Annotated in this window: 21 protein-coding genes; all 21 read right to left on the bottom strand. The window is 52.3% G+C overall.

The features are described from left to right. Positions 1–53 precede the first annotated feature (53 nt). The 21 genes from CHH75_RS07305 to flhA all read right to left on the bottom strand — a co-directional run bounded on the left by CHH75_RS07305 (position 54) and on the right by flhA (position 19,832). Positions 54–1,193, bottom strand: coding sequence for a 1-deoxy-D-xylulose-5-phosphate reductoisomerase (locus CHH75_RS07305; RefSeq protein WP_095397849.1), 1,140 nt, complete (start codon positions 1,191–1,193; stop codon positions 54–56). Positions 1,194–1,210: 17 nt separating this feature from the next. Beyond that, positions 1,211–2,011 carry a phosphatidate cytidylyltransferase gene (locus CHH75_RS07300; RefSeq protein ID WP_095397848.1) on the bottom strand — a complete coding sequence of 267 codons (801 nt, stop codon included), beginning with the start codon at positions 2,009–2,011 and terminating at the stop codon, positions 1,211–1,213. A gap of 20 nt (positions 2,012–2,031) precedes the next feature. Then, positions 2,032–2,799: an undecaprenyl pyrophosphate synthase gene (locus CHH75_RS07295; RefSeq protein ID WP_095397847.1), complete on the bottom strand. Its 768-nt coding sequence runs from the start codon at positions 2,797–2,799 to the stop codon at positions 2,032–2,034. A 72-nt stretch (positions 2,800–2,871) separates the two neighbouring features. Next, positions 2,872–3,426 (bottom strand): ribosome recycling factor, encoded by a 555-nt coding sequence (gene frr, locus CHH75_RS07290; protein ID WP_095265709.1) that lies wholly within the window; start codon positions 3,424–3,426, stop codon positions 2,872–2,874. After that, positions 3,426–4,154, bottom strand: coding sequence for a UMP kinase (pyrH, locus tag CHH75_RS07285; protein ID WP_095265710.1), 729 nt, complete (start codon positions 4,152–4,154; stop codon positions 3,426–3,428). The genes frr and pyrH overlap by 1 nt, the downstream gene beginning before the upstream one ends. A gap of 169 nt (positions 4,155–4,323) precedes the next feature. After that, a complete protein-coding gene (tsf, locus tag CHH75_RS07280; RefSeq protein WP_095265711.1) occupies positions 4,324–4,974 on the bottom strand; it encodes a translation elongation factor Ts in 651 nt (216 codons plus the stop codon). Between the two features lie 132 nt (positions 4,975–5,106). Continuing rightward, positions 5,107–5,805 carry a 30S ribosomal protein S2 gene (gene rpsB, locus CHH75_RS07275; RefSeq protein ID WP_095265712.1) on the bottom strand — a complete coding sequence of 233 codons (699 nt, stop codon included), beginning with the start codon at positions 5,803–5,805 and terminating at the stop codon, positions 5,107–5,109. 237 nt (positions 5,806–6,042) lie between these two features. Beyond that, entirely contained in the window at positions 6,043–6,657 is a 615-nt protein-coding gene (locus CHH75_RS07270; RefSeq protein ID WP_095397846.1) for an endolytic transglycosylase MltG, read from the bottom strand. After that, positions 6,654–7,211 carry a DUF6115 domain-containing protein gene (locus tag CHH75_RS07265; protein WP_095397845.1) on the bottom strand — a complete coding sequence of 186 codons (558 nt, stop codon included), beginning with the start codon at positions 7,209–7,211 and terminating at the stop codon, positions 6,654–6,656. Before CHH75_RS07265 ends, CHH75_RS07270 begins: the two co-directional genes overlap by 4 nt. Before the next feature lie 32 nt (positions 7,212–7,243). Continuing rightward, positions 7,244–7,552, bottom strand: a complete 309-nt coding sequence (locus tag CHH75_RS07260) for a hypothetical protein (protein WP_095265715.1) — start codon at positions 7,550–7,552, stop codon at positions 7,244–7,246. Positions 7,553–7,627: 75 nt separating this feature from the next. Beyond that, on the bottom strand, positions 7,628–9,037 hold the full coding sequence (locus CHH75_RS07255; protein ID WP_095265716.1) for a flagellar assembly protein A: 1,410 nt from the start codon (positions 9,035–9,037) through the stop codon (positions 7,628–7,630). Positions 9,038–9,065: 28 nt separating this feature from the next. Then, positions 9,066–9,854, bottom strand: a complete 789-nt coding sequence (locus CHH75_RS07250; RefSeq protein ID WP_095265717.1) for a FliA/WhiG family RNA polymerase sigma factor — start codon at positions 9,852–9,854, stop codon at positions 9,066–9,068. Between the two features lie 15 nt (positions 9,855–9,869). Then, complete coding sequence (locus CHH75_RS07245; RefSeq protein ID WP_095265718.1) at positions 9,870–10,283, bottom strand: hypothetical protein; 414 nt, start codon at positions 10,281–10,283, stop codon at positions 9,870–9,872. Between the two features lies 1 nt (position 10,284). After that, on the bottom strand, positions 10,285–10,782 hold the full coding sequence (locus CHH75_RS07240; RefSeq protein ID WP_095397844.1) for a chemotaxis protein CheD: 498 nt from the start codon (positions 10,780–10,782) through the stop codon (positions 10,285–10,287). Continuing rightward, positions 10,775–11,368, bottom strand: a complete 594-nt coding sequence (locus CHH75_RS07235) for a chemotaxis protein CheC (RefSeq protein WP_155618140.1) — start codon at positions 11,366–11,368, stop codon at positions 10,775–10,777. Before CHH75_RS07235 ends, CHH75_RS07240 begins: the two co-directional genes overlap by 8 nt. Positions 11,369–11,403: 35 nt before the next feature. Beyond that, positions 11,404–11,865, bottom strand: a complete 462-nt coding sequence (locus CHH75_RS07230) for a chemotaxis protein CheW (protein ID WP_095265721.1) — start codon at positions 11,863–11,865, stop codon at positions 11,404–11,406. 85 nt (positions 11,866–11,950) lie between these two features. After that, on the bottom strand, positions 11,951–14,059 hold the full coding sequence (locus CHH75_RS07225) for a chemotaxis protein CheA (protein ID WP_095265722.1): 2,109 nt from the start codon (positions 14,057–14,059) through the stop codon (positions 11,951–11,953). Between the two features lie 23 nt (positions 14,060–14,082). Beyond that, positions 14,083–15,474 carry a protein-glutamate methylesterase/protein-glutamine glutaminase gene (locus tag CHH75_RS07220; RefSeq protein ID WP_095397843.1) on the bottom strand — a complete coding sequence of 464 codons (1,392 nt, stop codon included), beginning with the start codon at positions 15,472–15,474 and terminating at the stop codon, positions 14,083–14,085. A gap of 34 nt (positions 15,475–15,508) precedes the next feature. Next, positions 15,509–16,396 (bottom strand): MinD/ParA family protein, encoded by an 888-nt coding sequence (locus CHH75_RS07215; protein WP_095265724.1) that lies wholly within the window; start codon positions 16,394–16,396, stop codon positions 15,509–15,511. Next, positions 16,393–17,802, bottom strand: coding sequence for a flagellar biosynthesis GTPase FlhF (flhF, locus tag CHH75_RS07210; RefSeq protein WP_095265725.1), 1,410 nt, complete (start codon positions 17,800–17,802; stop codon positions 16,393–16,395). The genes CHH75_RS07215 and flhF overlap by 4 nt, the downstream gene beginning before the upstream one ends. Beyond that, on the bottom strand, positions 17,799–19,832 hold the full coding sequence (gene flhA, locus CHH75_RS07205) for a flagellar biosynthesis protein FlhA (RefSeq protein ID WP_095265726.1): 2,034 nt from the start codon (positions 19,830–19,832) through the stop codon (positions 17,799–17,801). Before flhA ends, flhF begins: the two co-directional genes overlap by 4 nt. Between the last annotated feature and the right edge of the window lie 7 nt (positions 19,833–19,839).

Here is a 19,839-nt window from a genome sequence, read left to right as displayed (position 1 = left end):
GAGAATCACAAGCTGACAGCTTTTTTCAAGGGAGATTGCAGGCCAGCTGAATTTCACAGCCTTGATGCCAGTTCACGGGCGGACTGATCAGCCTCTTCAATCGTCTCGAGCGCCGGGTTCGCAATCGTCTCATGACGATCCGTCACCTCTTGAATGATCTCTTCAATCTGAAGGAACGAAATTTCTTTCCGCAAAAAACGGGCAACCGCAACTTCGTTTGCCGCATTAAACACGGTTGGAGCCGTCCCCCCCATTTTACCACATTCATAAGCCAGTCTTAAACACGGAAACCGCTCCATGTCCATTTCACGGAAATTCAGCTTGCCTGCCTCCGCCAATGACAGCCGCGTCGCCGGAGATTCCCAGCGTTCCGGATAGGTCAGGGCGTACTGGATCGGCACGCGCATATCCGGGTTGCCCAGCTGTGCAATAATGCTCGAATCTCTGAATTCAACGAAGGAATGAATGATACTCTCAGGATGCAGAAGCACCGATATCCGGTCATACGGAATCCGGTACAGCCAATGCGCCTCCATCACCTCAAGCCCTTTGTTAACCATCGTCGCCGAGTCGATTGTAATCTTCGCGCCCATCGACCAGTTCGGGTGCTTCAGCGCATCCTCCACCGTCACATTCACCAGCTGTTCACGGGTATAGTCACGAAAGGAGCCGCCCGAGGCCGTCAATGTAATCCGTTCGATGTCCTCATGCCGCTCCCCGTTCAGGCACTGAAAGATCGCCGAATGCTCGCTGTCGATCGGCAGCAGCTTCACACCCTTCTCTTCAGCCAACGCTGTGACCAGATGACCTGCTGTCACTAACGTTTCCTTGTTGGCCAAGCCAATCGTTTTGCCTTCGCGAATAGCCGCCAGTGTTGACGGAAGCCCCATGCTCCCCATCACGGCTGTCACGACAAGCTCTGCCTCCGTACCCGCGGCAATCTCGACAAGCCCCTCCGAACCGTAATACAGCTGCGTACCAGACGGAAGCTCATGCTTGATGCGCTCGGCCAGATCCCTGGAAGCAACGGAGACTTTACTTGGCGCAAATTCGTGAACCTGCGCAAGCAAAAGCTCCGTATTGCCTCCCGCCGCCAACCCTTCAATTTGAAACCGTTCCCGGTGCTTCCTGACCACATCCAGCGTTTGCGTTCCAATGGAGCCGGTCGAACCGAGCACACTGATTTTTTTCATGCTTCTCTTTCCTTTCATCAGTAAGGCAGAAGATTAATGATATGTACAAACGGAAAAACGATGATCCAGCTGTCACAGCGATCCAGAATCCCGCCATGCCCGGGCAGAAGCTGGCCGGAATCCTTAACGTCGTACACTCGTTTGTAGGCGGACTGAACGAGATCCCCCAACTGGCCGATTACGGCACAAGAGAGGCCAATCAGCGCTGCTTGTCCCGCAGGAAGAAGCCCGCTGGAGAGAAAAGCGAATACCAGCGATGTAAATACCGCGATTATGACACCGCCAACAGCGCCTTCGATCGTTTTGTTCGGGCTGATCGCCGGCCACAGTTTATGCTTTCCGATCCATTTGCCAACGAAATATGCGCCTGCATCACTTGCCCAAATCGACACCAGAAGCAGAAACGTCCAGAACAAACCGTTGCCGTCCGGTGCGCTGCGGGATTCAGCGATATAAGAGAAGCCGATCCCGATATATACCGCACCGAGAAGAAGCAGCGATACCCGGCGAATATCAACACTGTTCTTAGTCGTTACCGTTACGAGCAGCAGCAAAAACAGCAGCAGCCAGATGACCTGCTCCCATGGAAGGGTAAAGGCGATACCGAAACCTTCCCATGGGAACACAAGTGCAGCCACCCCTGCATAACCCAGTGCAGCCGCTCCTCCAAATGGTGCCGTACCTGTCATTCGGGCAAACTCATAGAAGCCGACCAAAGCCATGGCCACAATGAGAAAGTGATACCATAACCCGCCTATGAAACATAATCCCAAAAAGACCGCTCCCGCAATGAATCCGGTAATCAATCGCTGTTTCAATATGCTCCATCCTCCATATTCTACGACAATCCGCCGTAACGACGTGTTCTGTGCTGATACTCCGCAACGGCCTCGATCAAGTGTTCCTTGGTAAATTCCGGCCAGTAGATATCCGTAAACCATAATTCACTGTAAGCCAGCTGCCAGAGCATAAAATTGCTGAGGCGGAGCTCACCGCTGGTACGGATGAGTAAATCCGGATCAGGTAGATCGCCTGAGAGAAGCCGTTCACCTACCATTTCCTCGGTAATATCCTCAGGCAGTAGGGTTCCCTCGCGGATGTCTTTTCCAAGCGCCCTGATGCTTTCCGTTATTTCCTTGCGGCTGCCATAATTAAGCGCAAAATTTAGGACAAGTCCGGTATTGCTTGCTGTTCGGGCAACCGCTTCTTCCATCGCATCCCGCGTATGCTGCGGCAGATCCTCAGGATGTCCCATCATCCTCACCTGGACATTCTTCTGAATCAGCTCTTCCAGCTCAATCGCCAGAAATTCCTGCGGAAGCTTCATCAGGAAATCAACCTCATCTTTGGGGCGTTTCCAGTTCTCCGTCGAAAAAGCGTACATCGTCAAAATTTTGATGCCTAAATCATCGGCTGCGATAGCCGCTCTTTTCACGGCCTTCATTCCGTTCTGATGTCCAACGATCCGCGGCATACCGCGCCGTTTCGCCCAGCGACCGTTGCCATCCATAATGATGGCGACATGGTGAGGGATATTGTCCGGAGAGATCCGGTGCGCCTGCTGACTGTCCTCCTGATTCAACCACGATCGAACCCGTTTGATCATTCCATTTCCTCCAGGCATCTTTCTGCAAAAAAAGAGACAAACCCCACCATAACCGGAGGGGCCGCAAGTCTCTTATACTTCCATAATCTCTTTTTCTTTAGCAACGAGGACTTTGTCGACTTCCGCGATAAACTTATCCGTCGTCTTCTGGATATCTTCCTGATGTCTCCGGGACTCGTCCTCGGAAATATCCGTTTTCTCCATTTTTTTGATGTCATCATTGGCATCGCGGCGAATGTTGCGGATGGCCACTTTCGCTTCCTCGCCGAATTTCTTTGTCATTTTGACAAGCTCGGTTCTGCGTTCCTCCGTCAGTGGCGGAATCGACAGACGAATCTGATTGCCGTCATTGGCCGGCGTCAGACCGATATCTGACTTCATGATCGCTTTCTCGATATCAGCCAAAGAGGATTTATCCCACGGCTGAATCATGAGTGTACGGCTGTCCGGAATGCTGATATTGGCAAGCTGATTAACCGGAGTCGGAGCCCCGTAGTAATCCACCTGGATTCGGTCGAGCAGCGCCGTGTTCGCTCGTCCGGCACGCAGGGTAGCCAGATCACGTTTTAAAGCTTGGATTGCTTTTTCCATACGTTCCTCAGCATTTTTCTTGACCGATTGAGGCATTAGTCTACACTCCCTTTAACAATCGTTCCTATTTTCTCACCCAGAACGACGCGTTTGATATTGCCTTGCTCCGTAATGGCGAATACGATCAGCGGAATGTTGTTGTCCATACATAACGATGAAGCTGTTGAGTCCATAACACCCAGGTTCTTGTTCAACACATCGAGGTAAGTAAGCTGCTCGTATTTCTCGGCAGTTTCATCCTTAAATGGATCCGCGGAGTACACTCCATCCACCTTGTTCTTCGCCATGAGAATAACTTCTGCTTCGATTTCCGCTGCGCGAAGTGCTGCGGTCGTATCGGTGGAGAAGTACGGGTTGCCCGTTCCTGCGGCAAAAATGACGACACGGCCCTTTTCCAGATGACGAATGGCTCTGCGGCGAATATACGGCTCGGCGATTTGCTGCATGGAAATGGAGGTCTGCACACGCGTAGGAACTCCGATCTGCTCCAGGGCATCCTGCAAAGCAAGGGAGTTCATCACTGTGGCAAGCATTCCCATGTAATCGGCGGTTGCCCGATCGATTCCGTTGGCACTGCCGGCGATGCCGCGCCAGATGTTTCCGCCGCCGCACACAATCGCAACCTCGACACCAAGCTCGACAACATCCCGAACTTGCTGCGCAATCGATCCGATTGTGTCAGCATCAATTCCGTAACCATTCTGTCCTGCCAGGGATTCCCCGCTGACCTTCAATATCACACGTTTAAATACAGGCTGTTCCAAATGATAACCCTCCACTTTAAGAGGCGCCGGTTTATTACAGCGCCCGTTTGAAAAACGACATGCAGACGCATTCGTGCTGCTAAAGGCATGTTTACTTATGTTCATTTTTAAAAAAGAAGGAACACCGGTGTGTTCCACTCTTTTTCAATAACGTATTAGCCAATCAGGCTTATTTATTCACTTGAGCCATAACTTCTTCTACGAAGTTGTCTTGTTTTTTCTCCAGGCCTTCACCCAGTTCATAGCGAACAAAGCGACGGATAGAGATGTTTTCTCCGATCGTGCTGATTTTTTCGTTCAGCAGTGTGTTGATCGTTTTGTCTGGATCTTTAACGAATGCTTGCTCAAGCAGGCAATGCTCTTCGTAGTACTTGTTGATGCGGCCTTCGACCATTTTTTCTACGATTTTTTCCGGTTTGCCTTCGTTTAGAGCTTGATTGCGCAAAATTTCCTTTTCTTTCTCAAGCTCTTCAGTAGGAACTTCTTCACGACGAACAAATTTAGGGTTCGCTGCAGCGATATGCATCGCGATATCACGTGCAAACTCTTTGAATTGATCCGTCTTGCCTACGAAGTCTGTTTCACAGTTGATTTCAACGAGAACGCCGATGCGTCCGCCGCCGTGAATATAGGATTCTACAACGCCCTCAGTTGCCACACGTCCCGCTTTGTTTGCAGCTGCAGCCAATCCTTTTTCACGAAGAAGCGCGATCGCTTTATCGATATCACCGTTTGTTTCGTCGAGCGCTTTTTTGCAATCCAGCATGCCCGCGCCTGTTCTTTCGCGGAGTTCTTTTACCGCACTAGCCGTTACTGCCATTAGAATTCCCTCCAAATAGTTAGATTAGAAAAGGTCTTGCTTTGCAGCCTTAAAAAAAGGGCGGCGAGAGGTTATCCACCTACCAACCACCCTTTTCATTTAATTCAAAGTTTATACATTTCACTTTGAGGATTAAGCTGTAGTTTCTTCACCTTGGTGAGCTTCCACAACGGCATCCGCCATTTTACCAGTCAACAATTTAACTGCGCGAATCGCATCATCGTTACCTGGAATTACATAGTCGATTTCGTCCGGATCACAGTTCGTGTCCACGATACCAACGATTGGGATACCCAGTTTGCGAGCTTCCGCTACAGCGATGCGCTCTTTACGAGGATCGATAACAAACAGGGCGCTTGGAAGACCCTTCATGTTCTTGATACCGCCCAGGAATTTCTCAAGACGATCTTTCTCCTTGCGAAGAAGGATAACTTCTTTCTTAGGCAGCACTTGGAACGTACCGTCTTCTTCCCATCTTTCCAGTTCTTTCAGACGGTTGATCCGCTTCTGGATCGTTTCGAAGTTGGTCAGCGTTCCGCCGAGCCAGCGCTGGTTGATGTAGAACATACCGCAACGCTCTGCTTCTTCCTTAACGGAATCTTGAGCTTGTTTTTTAGTACCGACAAACAGAATTGTTCCGTTCTCGGCAGCGATGCTCTTAACGAAGTTAAAAGCCTCTTCTACTTTTTTGACCGTTTTTTGCAGGTCAATGATGTAAATACCGTTTCTTTCAGTGAAGATATATTTATCCATTTTCGGGTTCCAGCGACGAGTCTGGTGACCGAAGTGAACGCCAGCTTCAAGAAGCTGTTTCATGGAAATAACTGCCATCTTCACACACCTCCTAAATTTGGTTTTTGTGTGTCCCTCCGCCAAGGTCATTTTTCGTCAAGACTCCCCATGAAGGAAGCACCCTTAACGAAATCACTCCAGCGTGTGTTTTAACACCGTCAATTACTATATCATACTCGGAGACAGCTTGCAATGTCTTTTGTAGCGAGGCCGCACATCGAAATAGGGACAATCAGCCGAATGCAACAGGAAAAACCATCCACGCCGGCTTACAGCCTAGTTGGACGGTTTTGTCAGTTCACTAATGATGGTGTCGAAATCTTCTCCTGCCTTGAAGGAGTAGGTTCCTGTCTGCACCCTCCTGTTGATGTTACGCGAGGAAGCTCTTGCAATAAACGCTTGCTTATCCTCAATAATTCCCGCCTGGAGCAAATCCTCTGCCACATCCGCAAGCATGCTGCCTCGAACCACCACCAGTTTGATCGGCTCTTCAGCAGGCGGCTTCGGCTCAGATGGCGGCGATACCTCACCGCCAGCCTGGGTCGAGGCGCTCTGCGCTTCATCTGGCTGTTCCGGATGCTGTGGTGCCTCCGGCTCTTCCGGAGCAGGCGGATTGACAGGAGCTTCAGCTTCGGCCTCTCCCTGACCCTCTTCCTCCGACGTGCCGAATGCAGCGTCCGCTTCTTCCCCGGCTCCTTCTTCGTCCTCGGAGCGCTCCACGACCTGCAAATTCATCGCTTCGGCAGCAGCGATCAGCTGTTCTCTCGTCAAATTGGCAGCCGCATCTTCCTGCGTCTGCTTTCCTTCCCCGATGATCATCAGCTGCAGCAGTATGGCGCCAAGAACAAGTCCGATGCCCAGACCCATCATAAATGTACGGTTTCTGATCATGCGGACTCCTCCTGTTTCGCCAGCTGGATAATCACTTGAACCTCTCCGCGCTGAAGTCCCAAGGATTTTGCAATGCTGTCAATCGACTTGCCCTGATCATATAAATCAAACAATTCCGCATACCTTTGTTTAATGGAAGGAACGGGAGGCGGGCTTGTCTCTTCTGCCAACACTTCGGGACCTTCGACTGCCTCCCGCTCTTCTTCTAAAGCCCTGTAGTTTGCTGCCGCAGCAGAAACCGCTGCTTCTGCGGTCTGGAGGCGCGCCTCCGACTCGGATAAACGCCTCTCCATATCGATCATGCTCGCCCGAAGCTCCTTGATCTGTTCCTGTTGACTCAGCAGTTTGACCTTATGATCTTCCTTCATCTGGCCGACCAGTTCGACAAGCTGCTCATTCTCATTCTGAATCTCCAGCATATACGTCTCGAGCGTGCTCTCCACTTCCTTCACGATGCCCTGCTCCGCTCCGGAGCCATCCTGCCGCTTGGGAAGTAACCAGGCATAGAGCAGCGCTGCGACACCAAGAAGCACAATATATATCCAAGGGTACAAAACAATTAACTCCTTTATGCCGATAAATTAGTTTATAGCGTGACGTCAAAATTTCTCCCTTTATAAGGATGCTCCGCCGGCTTCTCCTGCTGCTCGCTGGAATCAGAAGCGTGCCGCTCCTGCTGCTCGCTGGACTGCCGGTTTCCGTCATCTCTTATCGCCGCTTCAGCGGATTCTGACACTTCTGTACTGCGCTGAGACTGGATGCGACTGTTTTTGATCTGCTCTCCGGCAAGCAGGCTCTGGTCGTTGTAGGGACGCTGCTGCAATTCATTGTGCATTTTACCCGCTTCATGGGTACGCGGTACTGCAATTTGCATTTCAACTGATTTCAAGCTCACAGGGAATCACCTCGTATCCTTGGAATAAGTTGCATCAGCATATGCCTGAACACATGGCACGATTGCTTAACAGCATTATATCAAAGGTACCATTGTAATATCACCTTCATTATAATAAAACGAAACACGTTGCGTCGGATCCTTAATAAATCGGGTATAACGTCCGATAACAATTTTAGAGCCGCTGTAGATCGTCTTGATCACATTCACTCTGGCCTTGCTCGTATCCTCAAGCATCTTTTCAATCTCAAGCATCCGATCCTTGATGCTCTCCTGCTCGGTGAGCGCGCTTTTGCGAGTCGCATTCAGCTTGATGCGCATCGCAAGCTTGTCCGGCGGAAGCTGCCCGGTCGAGGCCATCTGATTCAATAAATAAAGCGCTTTATCCGTTTTGTCCATGTTTTCCGTGATCTGCTTAAGCTGGCTTCTCAGCTCGGTAAGCTCATTTCGAAGATCAGGCAGTACCCCAACCTCGATGACGGTAGCCGTAGACATGCTGTTCCCGATCGTGCGCGCAATGACTTTCTCGCCGGCCTGCAGGACACCGCCCACAACCAGCCCTTTCGTCCCGACACATTCGATGTTCTCGGCTGCGCGAATATTCGAGTGCATAATGCTCTGGGATACCAATACATTAGCGCCCGCGATCACGTTCCCATCCTGAATGAAAGAGCTCTTCACATCCCGCCCCGCTTTAACGAAGCCTTTATTGTAGCCGATGATTCCGCCCGAAATGTCGATGGAACCGTCCGCTTCAAGCTCAGCGCCCTCCACAAAACCCGTGACGCGTATATCGCCTGCTGCCTTGATCCGAAAACCGGTTAATACGTTCCCGCGAATGACGACCGTACCAACAAAGTCAATATTTCCGATGCTGTAATCTACGTCACCGTTAATTTCATACACAGGAAACACATTGATTTTGCCGTTGCTCGTTTTGGTCACCAACCCGTCCAGCCCTGCGTACATCGCGCTGTTCTCCCCGTTGACAACCACGTTCTTGCCCACTCGGAAATGCGCCTCTTTGCCAGGCTTGCACGGAATCTCCTCGCCGGTGACGGCCGTGCCGGGTGTTCCGCTGGTCGGCGGAATTCGGGTTGCCAGAAGCTGTCCTTTCTTGACGTTGTTCAAGCGGATCACATCTTTATAGTCCACCTTGCCGTCTTCGCTTTCGCGCGGTTTGAGATGTTCTCCCTCTCCCAGATCCACCCTGTAATCGATCCTGCCATGCTCGCCGTTCTCCGGCTCCTTCCCAATGGCTACAGCTACTTTGGTGTACTGAAATTGCTCCCCATCGGTGGCGATCAAGCGCAGCGCCTCAGGCTGAAGCCCATACCGAATCTGATGACTGGCCAAAAATTGCTCCAATGCCTGTACAGAGCAGGTGAAGCTCTCTTCCCAATTTTTGAACTGCACATAAGCAGTCAGCTTGTCATCAGAGACCGTAACGCTTAAATAATGATCCAAATCATGCCCTGCAGACATCCAGGAACCCCCTTCATCAATGACGCGTTCAATCGGCTTGCATGAGCAAATCCCGATCCTTCTCAAGCGCGCCACGAAGTCTTAAAATCGCCTTGGAATGCAGCTGTGAAATTCGTGATGGAGATAAAGACATCACTTCAGCAATTTCACTGAGTGATAGATCTTCATAATATAACAAAGAAACGACAGTCCGCTCTTTCGGCGTCAGCTTGCCGATTCCTTTGATGAGCGCTTCACGCAAATAAAACTCATGTACTTTATGGTCCGGATTCTTGGCCTTCTCATCGACCAGAAGCGACATGCGCGTCTCCGACTCTTCCTCTCTGATCGGATCTTCAAGGGAAGTCAGCGTCATGACAGCCACCTCCTGCAGCATATGGCGGAACTCCTTCTCCGACACTTCCAAGTACTCGCTCATCTCCGAATCGCTGACACTGCGCAAATACTTCTGCTCCAGCTGCTGGTATGCCGTCTCTATTTTTTTTGCTTTTTCGCGTACAGAACGCGGGACCCAGTCCCCTTGGCGAAGCGAATCCAGAATCGCGCCCCGCACTCGCCAGGAGGCATAGGTTTCAAATTGCAATCCCCGTTTATAATCGAACTTTTCGATGGCATCAATCAAACCCATAACGCCATTGCTGGCCAAATCCCCCTTGGAGACATTTTTCGGAAGGCTGACGGCCAAACGGCTGGAAACATAGTCGACAATGTGCAGATGATATTCGATTAGTTTCTTTTTCGCTTCCTGATCCCCATTTTCCTTCCATGCAGCCCATAAATCTGCATGACTCAGATTCGAAGCTTTACGTTCGTCCAATTGCCTTCACCCTCCTTATTTTTCCGTCAGGGAACGAACAGCCTTTGCCAACTCCTCCGGATCTTTGGTGGAAACCAACTTCGGAGGGTCCAGCGGCTTAAATCCTTCTTGCCCCTTTCCGGATTCGGGTTTGAGAAGATCCATCAGCTCTTTGTCCTCCTCCGGTGTAGAAACATCGTACAAGTTCCCCCGGGCCTCATTCGTATCCGTCCCAGGCGCCGCGCTGCGCTGGTGTGCACCGCCAGGGTCGGGGTTCATAATAAATGAGAATACCCATCTTAGAACAAATGCCGCCAGAAACCATATTACAAATGCAAGCAACGCGCGATTCAAACTAGTGATCCACAGATTGTTCCGAGCAGAAAACATAAATGTCAACATAAAGCCGGCAATGCCTAGCCATAGGTTCAATCGAAGTTTTTGCATCATGTCACAGTTCCTTTATTCCCATTTGTACACTCCGTATCATAAACTTCCCTGTTGTACAATCCAGTTCAACCGTTCTTCCGTAATTCCCCCCCGTATCCTCCGCTACGATTGGAATACCCAGCATGGCGAGTCCTTCACGGCATGATTCTACATTCCGAGGACCGATCCGCATGCTGTCTCCCGCGCCGGCAAACGCAAACATCTGCGCGCCTCCGGCCATCTTGGCGATCATTCGCTGGGGTGATGCCCCCAGCTCTCTCATCTTGTTCAGCAGTATCGGAAGCGCCGTATCTGCATACTTGGCCAGGTTCAACTGCCCCTCTTTGGCGATGGCCGAGCTGGGCAGCATTACATGTGCCAATCCCCCGATTTTGGTCACCGGGTCATACAAAGTCAGCCCGACGCATGAGCCGAGTCCCATTGTTCTTAGAACACCATCCGGACCTGCGACGTTCAGATCCGCCATCCCCACATGTACAATGGTTTTCTGATCACTCATTCTCCAAAGGCACTCCCAGAGCTTCAAAGATTTTCGTAAATGAATCTGGATCAGGGATCAGAAAGAATTGCCCTTCTACCTCGTTATGTCCTTCAAGAAACGTCGTATTGATTAAGAGGGCATCGTCTCCCATTTCACCAAACTGAATCAATCCGTAGCTCAGAATCGCCCCTGCCATATCCATGGCCAGTCCGGGCACCGTCGGGGTCATCACAAGATTGGTGAAGTCTGCAAGGGACGACAGGTATGACCCAGCCAAAATATTGCCGATTTCACACAGTGCAGACTGCTCCATCTCGGAGAACATCCCGCCTTCTTCAACTTCAATGCCTGCAAGACGCTGCAGCAGGTTTTTTCCCGCCTCTGGGCTCATAATAAAAAACAGATTGCCCGGTGCCTCTCCCTCCACTCTTAAAAAAACTGCCAGCACCAGTTGTTCGGCCCCGCCGACACATTCGGCAATTCTCTCGAACGGGAGAAGCTGAACCATCGGCACAGCCATATCGATCGGCTTGTTAAGGAGATGAGACAGAGCCGTCGCTGCGTGACCTGCGCCGATGTTTCCTACTTCCTTCAGGACGTCCATCTTGACGTCCTTTCCATGTTTAAAGAGCTCCACCGCTATTCTTCCAAGCCTTCAAGCTGAATGATTTCGCTCTTGTTCAGAACCTCGGAGAGGTTCAACATGACCAGAAGGCGCTCCTCTCCTACCTTCGCCACACCTTGAAGGTATTTCGCTTTAATGCCGCCGACCACCTCTGGCGGGGAATCGATCTGGTCGGAGTTAATATCGATAACGTCGCTGGCCGAATCAACGATAAAGCCTACCTGCATCTCATTTACAGCAACAATGATAATTCGGGTCTGATCGGTTTCTTCAATCTCAGGCAGTCCAAAACGACCGCGCAGGTCGATAACCGGAATGACAACACCCCGAAGATTGATTACACCTTTTACAAATGAATAGGTTTTCGGAACCCGTGTAATAGGCATCATCCGCTCGATCGTCTGAACCTTGTCCACCTCGATGCCATATTCCTCGCTGCCAAGTCTAAAGACAATTACCTTGATTTCTTCTCCCATGATTGAAAACCTCCCCTAAAAATGTTTGCCTGTTGGTCCGCCGCTAGCTGCCGGCAGCCGTATGTTTCGGGACTTTACAACGTCCTCATTTTATAAACGCGTTCGCGTCTATAATCAGAGCCACTTGTCCGTCGCCAAGGATGGTCGCGCCGGATACGCCTTGAATGGCCGGCAAGTATTTGCCGAGGTTTTTGATCACGATCTCGCTTTGGCCGATGAAATCGTCCACGGTCAGGGCGGCAAGGCGATCTCCCTTGCGAATGATCAGAATTTCCGTTTCTTCTTCTTGCTCCTCGTCGAAATCAGGAACTTCGAACACCTGGCTTAGTGAAATAATCGGTATGAGCGACTCGCGGAAGTGAATCATCCGGCTTCCGTGTACATTCTTGATCTGATTGCGCTTGATCGCGGAGGTTTCCACGATGGAAGACAGCGGGATTGCATATTTCTCCGAGCCCATCTTGATCAGCATGGCACCGATGATCGACAGCGTAAGCGGCAGCTGAACCGAGAAGTTCGTGCCTTTACCCGGCGTGGAGTAGATGGTGACATTGCCTCCGAGAGAGACGATCTTCGATTTAACAACATCCAGTCCTACGCCGCGGCCGGATACGTCCGATATTTTCTCTGCAGTACTGAAGCCTGGCGCGAACAGGAGCTGATGCACCTCTTCATCCGACATCGCATCGGCTTCGGCCTGAGTGACAATGCCTTTCTTAAGTGCATTGCCCAGTACCTTTTCCCGGATGATGCCTCTTCCGTCATCTTCGATTTCAATGAACACGTTATTGCCGCTGTGGAAGGCACGAAGCTGAACGGTTCCCGTTTCCGGCTTGCCAGCAGCGATCCGATCTGCCACCGGCTCAACCCCATGATCGGCAGAGTTCCGGAGCAGATGGACGAGCGGATCTCCAATCTCATCGATCACCGTGCGATCAAGCTCCGTATCAGCGCCCGTGATGACAAGATCGATCTTCTTGTCGAGCGTCTTGGCCAAATCACGCACCATTCTCGGGAAGCGGTTGAACACGGTGTCCACCGGCACCATCCGCAGCTTCAGTACGATGTTCTGCAGATCACTGCTGACCCGGCTCATATGTTCGACCGTATCGGTCAAGGCTTGATTGTTGGTCTCGCTGGCAAGCTGCTCGAGCCGGACGCGGTCGATCAGCAGCTCGCTGAACAGATTCATCAGCACATCCAGCCGTTCGATATCCACCCGGATCGTCCGGGACGGATTAGCAGCGGCGCCTCCGCTTCGGGCCGGCGCTTTGGCTGCAGATGCTGCCGTATCGCCGCTCTTGCCGGATGACGGGGCTGCGGCCGGTGCGCTTGGCGTACTGCTTGGGGCCGGTGCAGCAGTCGGCGCAGCTGTGGCAGCCGTTTCCGCAACAGAAGCGCTTGCCTGTGCCATCTGCTGCAACGATTCATGATCCAGCGCGGTTACCGTCACGCTCTCGATTTCGGACACACCCTGGATTTGTCCTTCGATATCCTGCGCGTCTTTTTGTGTTATGTAATATAAGGAGAAAATACGTTCAAAATCGCCTTGCTCGATCTCCTGAACCGCCGGATGGGACTTCACAACCTCGCCGGACCGCTCCAACAGCTCGAACACCATGTAGGCGCGAACGGCTTTCAGCTGACAGTCCTCTCGAAGCGTTACCTGTATGTAGAGGACCTTGTGTCCCTCCGAGATCGACTGATCCAGAACCGAGTATTGAAACTCATCCAGTTCAATGCCGGCATGAACGGCCGATCCGCCCGAAGCCCCTGCGGCAACTTCAGCTTGTGCAGAAGCCGCTGCCGGCCCTTCCCCGCGCACGATTGCCTGCAGGGAAGCGACGATGGAACTGACATCCGCCTTGCCTTCTCCTCCCTGCATAATATCCTGCACCATGGATTCAAGTGCGTCCAAGCTTTTGAAGAGTGTGTCGAAGATAAAATCCTGCATTTTCAATTTCTCGTTGCGAACCAAATCCAGCACGTTTTCCATCTGGTGGGTCAGCGAGGCCAGGTCTTCAAAGCCCATCGTTGCTGCCATCCCTTTTAACGTGTGCGCCGACCGGAAAATAATTTGCACAATGCCCAGGTCGTCCGGATTGCTTTCCAATTGAAGCATGTTTTCATTTAATGATTGCAGATGATCATTTGACTCATCAATAAACATCGTCAAGTATTGATTCATGTCCATTGAGAGACACCTCCTCCGTAAGTTCACTTTCCGTTATTTACTGCTTGAACCAGCCTTGGTGCAATTTCATGCAGCGGAAGAATGTGAGTCACACATCCCAGCTCAACGGCCGAGCGCGGCATTCCGTATACGACACAGGTCTCCTCGCTCTCCGCAAAGGTTGAAGTAACCCCAGCGTCATACAGTTTTTTCATCATCTTCGCCCCGTCGCTCCCCATGCCGGTCATCAGGACCAGATGTCGCTTCAGGGAAGTTAACGGCATCAGCGATTCGAACATGACATCGACCGACGGACGGTGTCCGCTTCGCGGCGCATCATCCGTTGTCTTGATTCCCAGCTGACCGCTTGGCAGCTGTTCCACCAGGATGTGGCTTCCGCCCGGGGCGATATAGGCATGTCCTGCCTGAAGCGGCATGCCATGCTCTGCCTCCACCACCTGCACGCTGCTGAATGAATTCAGGCGCTGGGCAAGCGATCTGGTGAATTTGGGCGGCATATGTTGAACGATGACAATCGGTGCAGGAAAGTCACCGGGAATTTTCTCCAGGAACGTCTTCAAGGCCCGAGGACCTCCTGTCGAGCAGCCGATGGCAACCAGGCTGGAGAAATCCGAAGCCGCTGCCGCAGCAGAAGCCGGCTTCTGCATGTCCGGGCGTCCGGCATCCGGAATGCCGCGCTGCTCTTGAACTGCAGGCTTGCTGCTCTCAAGAGTCCTTCTGACTTCAATCGGCTGGGATGCCGGAAGTTTTTGCACCCGCTTTTTGAACTCTTTCGGCTCCGGCAGCTTTTTCTCAGCCCTTTCAGGCTTCCCAGACCTTTCAGGCTTTGCCGCGCTGCTCGCTTTCGGCTTCGCCTGCTTCATACCGGATTGGCCTCCTGATGACAGATCAGAAGGCTTGGTCAATGGGAATGTCGTCTTAGCAGCAGGCGGTGCATGTTTAGCTTCCTTCGCGTCCGCACGGCCAGCCTCGGCCCGCAAACGCTCCTCTTCCTCCCACTGCGCTCTCCTTGCCTTCGCCTGCATGGCAACATGCAGCTGTTTCATCAGTTCCTGGCGAACCTGTTCAATATCCATCGCATTGGTGATCGAAGGCTTGCGTATAAAATCAAAAGCTCCGGATTCCAGAGCAAGAATCGTTTCCTTCATCCCCTGCTCGTTAATGCCGGATAACATAATGACCGGGCGCGGCCCTTCCTGCATCATGATCTTCAGCGCGTCCAGACCGTTCATCACCGGCATCTCGACGTCCAGCGTAATCACGTCGGGGTCCAATTCTTTCATTTGTTCAATAGCGTCTCGACCGTTAGTCGCTGTTCCGACCACCGTAAAGAGCTCATCCCGCTCGATAAGATCGGAAATAATCTTCCGCATAAATGCTGAATCATCTACAACAAGCACGCGAAAAGGGGTCATAAAGTCCTCCAGCTCCTGTCCTTCCAAATAAGAATCATTTTGAGCGCCTTAACCAACGGTGCATGAAACCTTTGATTCCCTTCGGAATCGCTGCCTCCTGTGGAGCGGGTGCGGCAATGTAGCGAAGAGCGATTCGCTGAATGTCGCGGGAAGCCTCACAACGGGGATGAGCGACGATAAATGGAACCTGTCGTTTGACCGATTGGACAACATGGGGATCATCCGTAACCTTGCCCAGCAGCTTAATATCCAGCTCCAGAAAGCGCTGTGCGGTTAGAATGATTTTATCAGAGGCTTCCTTCGCCTCGCCGTCATCTCCCGCACGATTAATGATCAGGCTGAACGGTACCGATGGTTCCGTCACATGCACAACCTTGATCAAGGCATAGGCATCGGTGATCGAGGTCGGCTCGGGCGTCGTCACTACGATGCATTGATCCGCAGAGGTGATAAATTTCATCGTCTCCTTGGACAGCCCTGCCCCGGTGTCAAAAATAATGTAGTCCATCCCGTCAGACACCGTCTCGATCTGAGTCATGAAATAGTGCAGCTCTTCCTCCGACAGCGAGAACATATTCGACATCCCCGATCCGCCGGCAATGAACGGCAGCTGCTGCGGTCCATATTGAATAATTTCCTCCATCCGCTTCTCCCTTTGGAGCAGATGATGAAGGTTGTAGGGAGAGGACACTCCCATCAGAACATCGATATTTGCCATGCCGATATCAGCGTCAAACACAAGAACTTTTTTTCCCAGAGCTTGAAGCGCAAGTGCAAAATTCAATGTGAAATTCGATTTGCCAACCCCGCCCTTGCCGCTGGTGACGGTAATGATCTTGGCCGTTCTTGCCGATGGATCCTGCAGCTCTTCTGTCCGCTGGGCGGAAACCAGCTGTCTCAGCGACTGAGCCTGATCCGTCATGACGCCATCTCTCCCAGCAGCAGCCTGCACAACAGTTCGCCATCCGGGATGATCAGATCGTCAGGCACGTTTTGACCATTGGTCATATAGGATAGGCTGAGATCGTACGAATCCAGCACGTTAAACAAAGATCCGTAGCTTCCGGTTTCATCCATTTTCGTGAAAATGACTTTGTCCAGCGCATACTTGGCGAAATGATCCGTGATCTCGATCATGTCCGAGCTTTTGGAGGTGAGACTGAGCACCAGATAGGTTTCGCTTTGAGCGGAGTGGGACAACAGGCTCTGGAGCTCGGACACCAGCAGCTCGTTGCGATAATTCCGGCCAGCGGTGTCCATCAGTATCAGATCGCAATCCTCCAGCCGCTGCATCGCCCGCTGCATTTCCCCCGGTGACTGCACAACCTCCATCGGCACATTCAGGATCGACGCGTAAGTACGCAGCTGTTCCACTGCGGATATCCGATACGTATCCGAGGTGATGAATCCTACCTTGCGATGAAACTTGAACAGCTGCTCGGCCGCAATTTTGGCAATCGTTGTCGTTTTCCCGACACCGGTAGGTCCCGCAATGTACACGATGCGCGTATCCTTCCGCACACCTCCCCCGAACCGGTCAGCGAGGAACGATGCCGCCTGCTGGCGTATAATGTCTTGCAGCTGCTGGTCGTCCAGATTTTTGCCGCTGGCATTCCAGGCATCGATCGCTGCATCCATCCATCTTTCCGCCAGCTTGGCGGATACCTCCTGCTTCAGCAGCTGATCGCGGATTCGCTGCATTGGCTCGGGCAGCTGTTGTGCCTCCAGGTTCTGCCGCGACAACTTGGCCATCCATTCTTTCATCTCACGCAGTTCCGCCAGCAAATTTTGTTCAGTGATGCTCAACTCGGAAGCTGCGCTCGGGCGCTTGTCATCCCTTGCTTCGGGAACCTTTCTCTCCTTGCCAATCCTAGAAGGCCCCGCTTCTTCAGCTACCCGCTGCCTCTCCTCCACAGAGGACGGATCCGGCTCCAGCTGGGCTGCCGCCGCTTGGTGGAGAGCCGACGCGAACCGTTCATACTCTTCATCACGCTTCGGAAGGCTCTCTTCCGGCGGCGCGGTGGCGATGGCTGCGCCTCCCTGCTGCTGTCCGGCATTTAAGCTGGCTGCCTTCTTATAAGCCTGGGGAACAGCCCCTCCAGCGACTGCGGACGCCGCCGGCCTCGGCTTGGAGGAGGAAACGGTTTTCTTCTTCTCCTCTTGTTCAGCCGCCGCAATGACCTCAATCTTTCGCCGGCTAAACATGCCGAGAAAACCGCCGACTTTGATATCCTTGGTGCTGAGAATTACCGCATCCGCCCCCAGATCGGTGCGGATATGCTGCATCGCTTCAGGCATCGTGTCCACGATATACCTTTTCACTCTCATAAGTTCACCACCCCGACGCTTTGAATTTCGACATTAGGCTCCAGTTCACTGTAGGACAAGACCGGGATATCCTGCATACCGCGCTCAATCACCTGCCGCAAATACATTCGGATCGCAGGAGATGCCAGGAGAATCGGCTGCTGTCCCATCTGTACAATTTTGTTCACCTGCTCGCCGAGCTTCTGGAAGATCGTCTGTGTCGATGACGGGTCCATGGCCAGATACGTTCCTTGATCGCTCTGCTGTACGCTCTCGGCAATCTTCTTCTCAAGCGCAGGCCCAACGGTAATGACCCGCATAACCTCGCCGTCCTGAGCATATTGCTGGGTGATCTGCCTTGACAAGGCCTGACGCACGTACTCGGTCAACACCTCCGGGTCTTTCGAATAGTGCCCGTAATCGGCCAGTGTCTCCAGAATCGTCACCATATCCCGGATCGATATTTTCTCGCGAAGCAGTTTAGCCAGCACCTTCTGAACATCGCCAATCGTCAGCACCGACGGGATCAGTTCGTCCACAAGCACCGGGTAGCTCTCCCTGATATTGTCGATAAGCGTCTTCGTTTCCTGCCGCCCGAGCAGCTCATGCGCATGCCGCTTGATCAGCTCGGTGAGATGGGTGGCAACGACAGACGGCGGATCTACAACCGTATAACCGGCCAAATCAGCCCGTTCCTTCATCGCTTCGTCAATCCATAGCGCCGGAAGGCCAAAGGCCGGCTCAGTCGTGTCGATGCCGGTCACGGAGTCATCATCATAACCGGGGCTCATCGCCAGATAATGATTCAGCAGCAGCTCGCCGCCGCCGACCGCATTGCCTTTGATTTTGATGACATATTCATTCGGCTTCAATTGGATGTTGTCGCGAATGCGTATGACCGGAACGACCAGGCCGAGTTCAAGTGCGCACTGCCTGCGGATCATGATGATCCGATCAAGCAAATCTCCACCCTGCTGGGCATCTGCCAGAGGAATGAGCCCGTAACCGAATTCGAACTCGATCGGGTCAACCTGCAGCAAATTGATGACACTTTCCGGACTGCGAACCTCCTCGATCTGCTGCTCTTCCTCCAACTGCTCCACCTCGACCTGCTTGCGTTCCAGTGAGTTCTGCATCGTTCGTGCCGCAATGAATAGAACGATGGCAATCGGCACTGTCGTCAACGGGCCAATCGGCGTGAACAGTCCCAGCAGCAGCACCGTGCCCCCAACGATGTAGAGCAGCTTAGGGTAAGATAAGAGCTGGCTGCTGAGATCCTCCGCCAGATTCCCGTCCGATGCCGCTCTTGTCACGATCAGACCCGCAGCAGTCGAGATCAGAAGGGCCGGAATCTGGCTGACCAGACCGTCCCCGATCGTCAGGATGGAATAGGTGCTCATCGCTTCAGCAAAGCTCATGCCGTGGATGGACATCCCGATAATAAAACCGCCGATCAGGTTGATCAGGAGGATGACAATCGAGGCGATCGCATCCCCTTTAACGAATTTGCTCGCACCGTCCATCGCCCCGTAGAAGTCGGCCTCGCGCTCGATTTTGCGCCGGCGCTCCCTCGCCTGCTGCTCGTTGATCAAACCTGCATTCAGGTCAGCGTCGATACTCATCTGTTTCCCTGGCATCGCATCGAGCGTAAATCTCGCTGCAACTTCAGCCACGCGCTCGGAGCCCTTCGTGATAACGATAAACTGCACGACAACCAGAATGAGGAAGACCACGAAACCGACGGCTATTTCTCCGTTGGCTATCCAGCTGCCGAAGGTAGCTACAACCTCGCCCGCTTTAGCCTCAGATAAAATCAGCTTGGTGGTCGAGATGTTAAGTGCCAGCCGGAACAGGGTTGTAATGAGCAGGAGCGATGGAAATATCGAGAAGTCCAGCGCTTCTTTTGTATTCATGGCTACCAGCAAAATGATCAGCGCCAGTGAGATGTTGATGATGAGCAGCACGTCCAGCAGCCATATCGGGATCGGGAGAATCATCATCATCACGATGCCAATGATACCCGCAAGGACAGATATATCTTTAATTTTCACTGCACTC

The organism is Paenibacillus sp. 7541, assembly GCF_002276395.1.
GTDB lineage: Bacteria > Bacillota > Bacilli > Paenibacillales > Paenibacillaceae > Paenibacillus_AQ > Paenibacillus_AQ campinasensis.
Note: the sequence above shows the minus strand (reverse complement) of the source record. Positions and strands in the feature narration are given on the sequence as shown.

What these genes read in the sequence shown, in the direction of transcription:
- CHH75_RS07240 (WP_095397844.1), bottom strand. Translation starts at nt 10,782, where the DNA reads ATGAGTGATCAGAAAACCATTGTACATGTGGGGATGGCGGATCTGAAC.
- frr (WP_095265709.1), bottom strand. Translation starts at nt 3,426, where the DNA reads ATGCCTCAATCGGTCAAGAAAAATGCTGAGGAACGTATGGAAAAAGCA.
- CHH75_RS07295 (WP_095397847.1), bottom strand. Translation starts at nt 2,799, where the DNA reads ATGATCAAACGGGTTCGATCGTGGTTGAATCAGGAGGACAGTCAGCAG.
- CHH75_RS07225 (WP_095265722.1), bottom strand. Translation starts at nt 14,059, where the DNA reads ATGGACATGAATCAATACTTGACGATGTTTATTGATGAGTCAAATGAT.
- CHH75_RS07305 (WP_095397849.1), bottom strand. Translation starts at nt 1,193, where the DNA reads ATGAAAAAAATCAGTGTGCTCGGTTCGACCGGCTCCATTGGAACGCAA.
- flhF (WP_095265725.1), bottom strand. Translation starts at nt 17,802, where the DNA reads ATGAGAGTGAAAAGGTATATCGTGGACACGATGCCTGAAGCGATGCAG.
- CHH75_RS07215 (WP_095265724.1), bottom strand. Translation starts at nt 16,396, where the DNA reads ATGACGGATCAGGCTCAGTCGCTGAGACAGCTGGTTTCCGCCCAGCGG.
- rpsB (WP_095265712.1), bottom strand. Translation starts at nt 5,805, where the DNA reads ATGGCAGTTATTTCCATGAAACAGCTTCTTGAAGCTGGCGTTCACTTC.
- CHH75_RS07245 (WP_095265718.1), bottom strand. Translation starts at nt 10,283, where the DNA reads ATGATGCAAAAACTTCGATTGAACCTATGGCTAGGCATTGCCGGCTTT.
- CHH75_RS07230 (WP_095265721.1), bottom strand. Translation starts at nt 11,865, where the DNA reads ATGGGAGAAGAAATCAAGGTAATTGTCTTTAGACTTGGCAGCGAGGAA.
- tsf (WP_095265711.1), bottom strand. Translation starts at nt 4,974, where the DNA reads ATGGCAGTAACGGCTAGTGCGGTAAAAGAACTCCGCGAAAGAACAGGC.
- CHH75_RS07255 (WP_095265716.1), bottom strand. Translation starts at nt 9,037, where the DNA reads ATGTCTGCAGGGCATGATTTGGATCATTATTTAAGCGTTACGGTCTCT.
- CHH75_RS07220 (WP_095397843.1), bottom strand. Translation starts at nt 15,474, where the DNA reads ATGACCCCTTTTCGCGTGCTTGTTGTAGATGATTCAGCATTTATGCGG.
- CHH75_RS07235 (WP_155618140.1), bottom strand. Translation starts at nt 11,368, where the DNA reads ATGGACGTCCTGAAGGAAGTAGGAAACATCGGCGCAGGTCACGCAGCG.
- CHH75_RS07270 (WP_095397846.1), bottom strand. Translation starts at nt 6,657, where the DNA reads ATGATCAGAAACCGTACATTTATGATGGGTCTGGGCATCGGACTTGTT.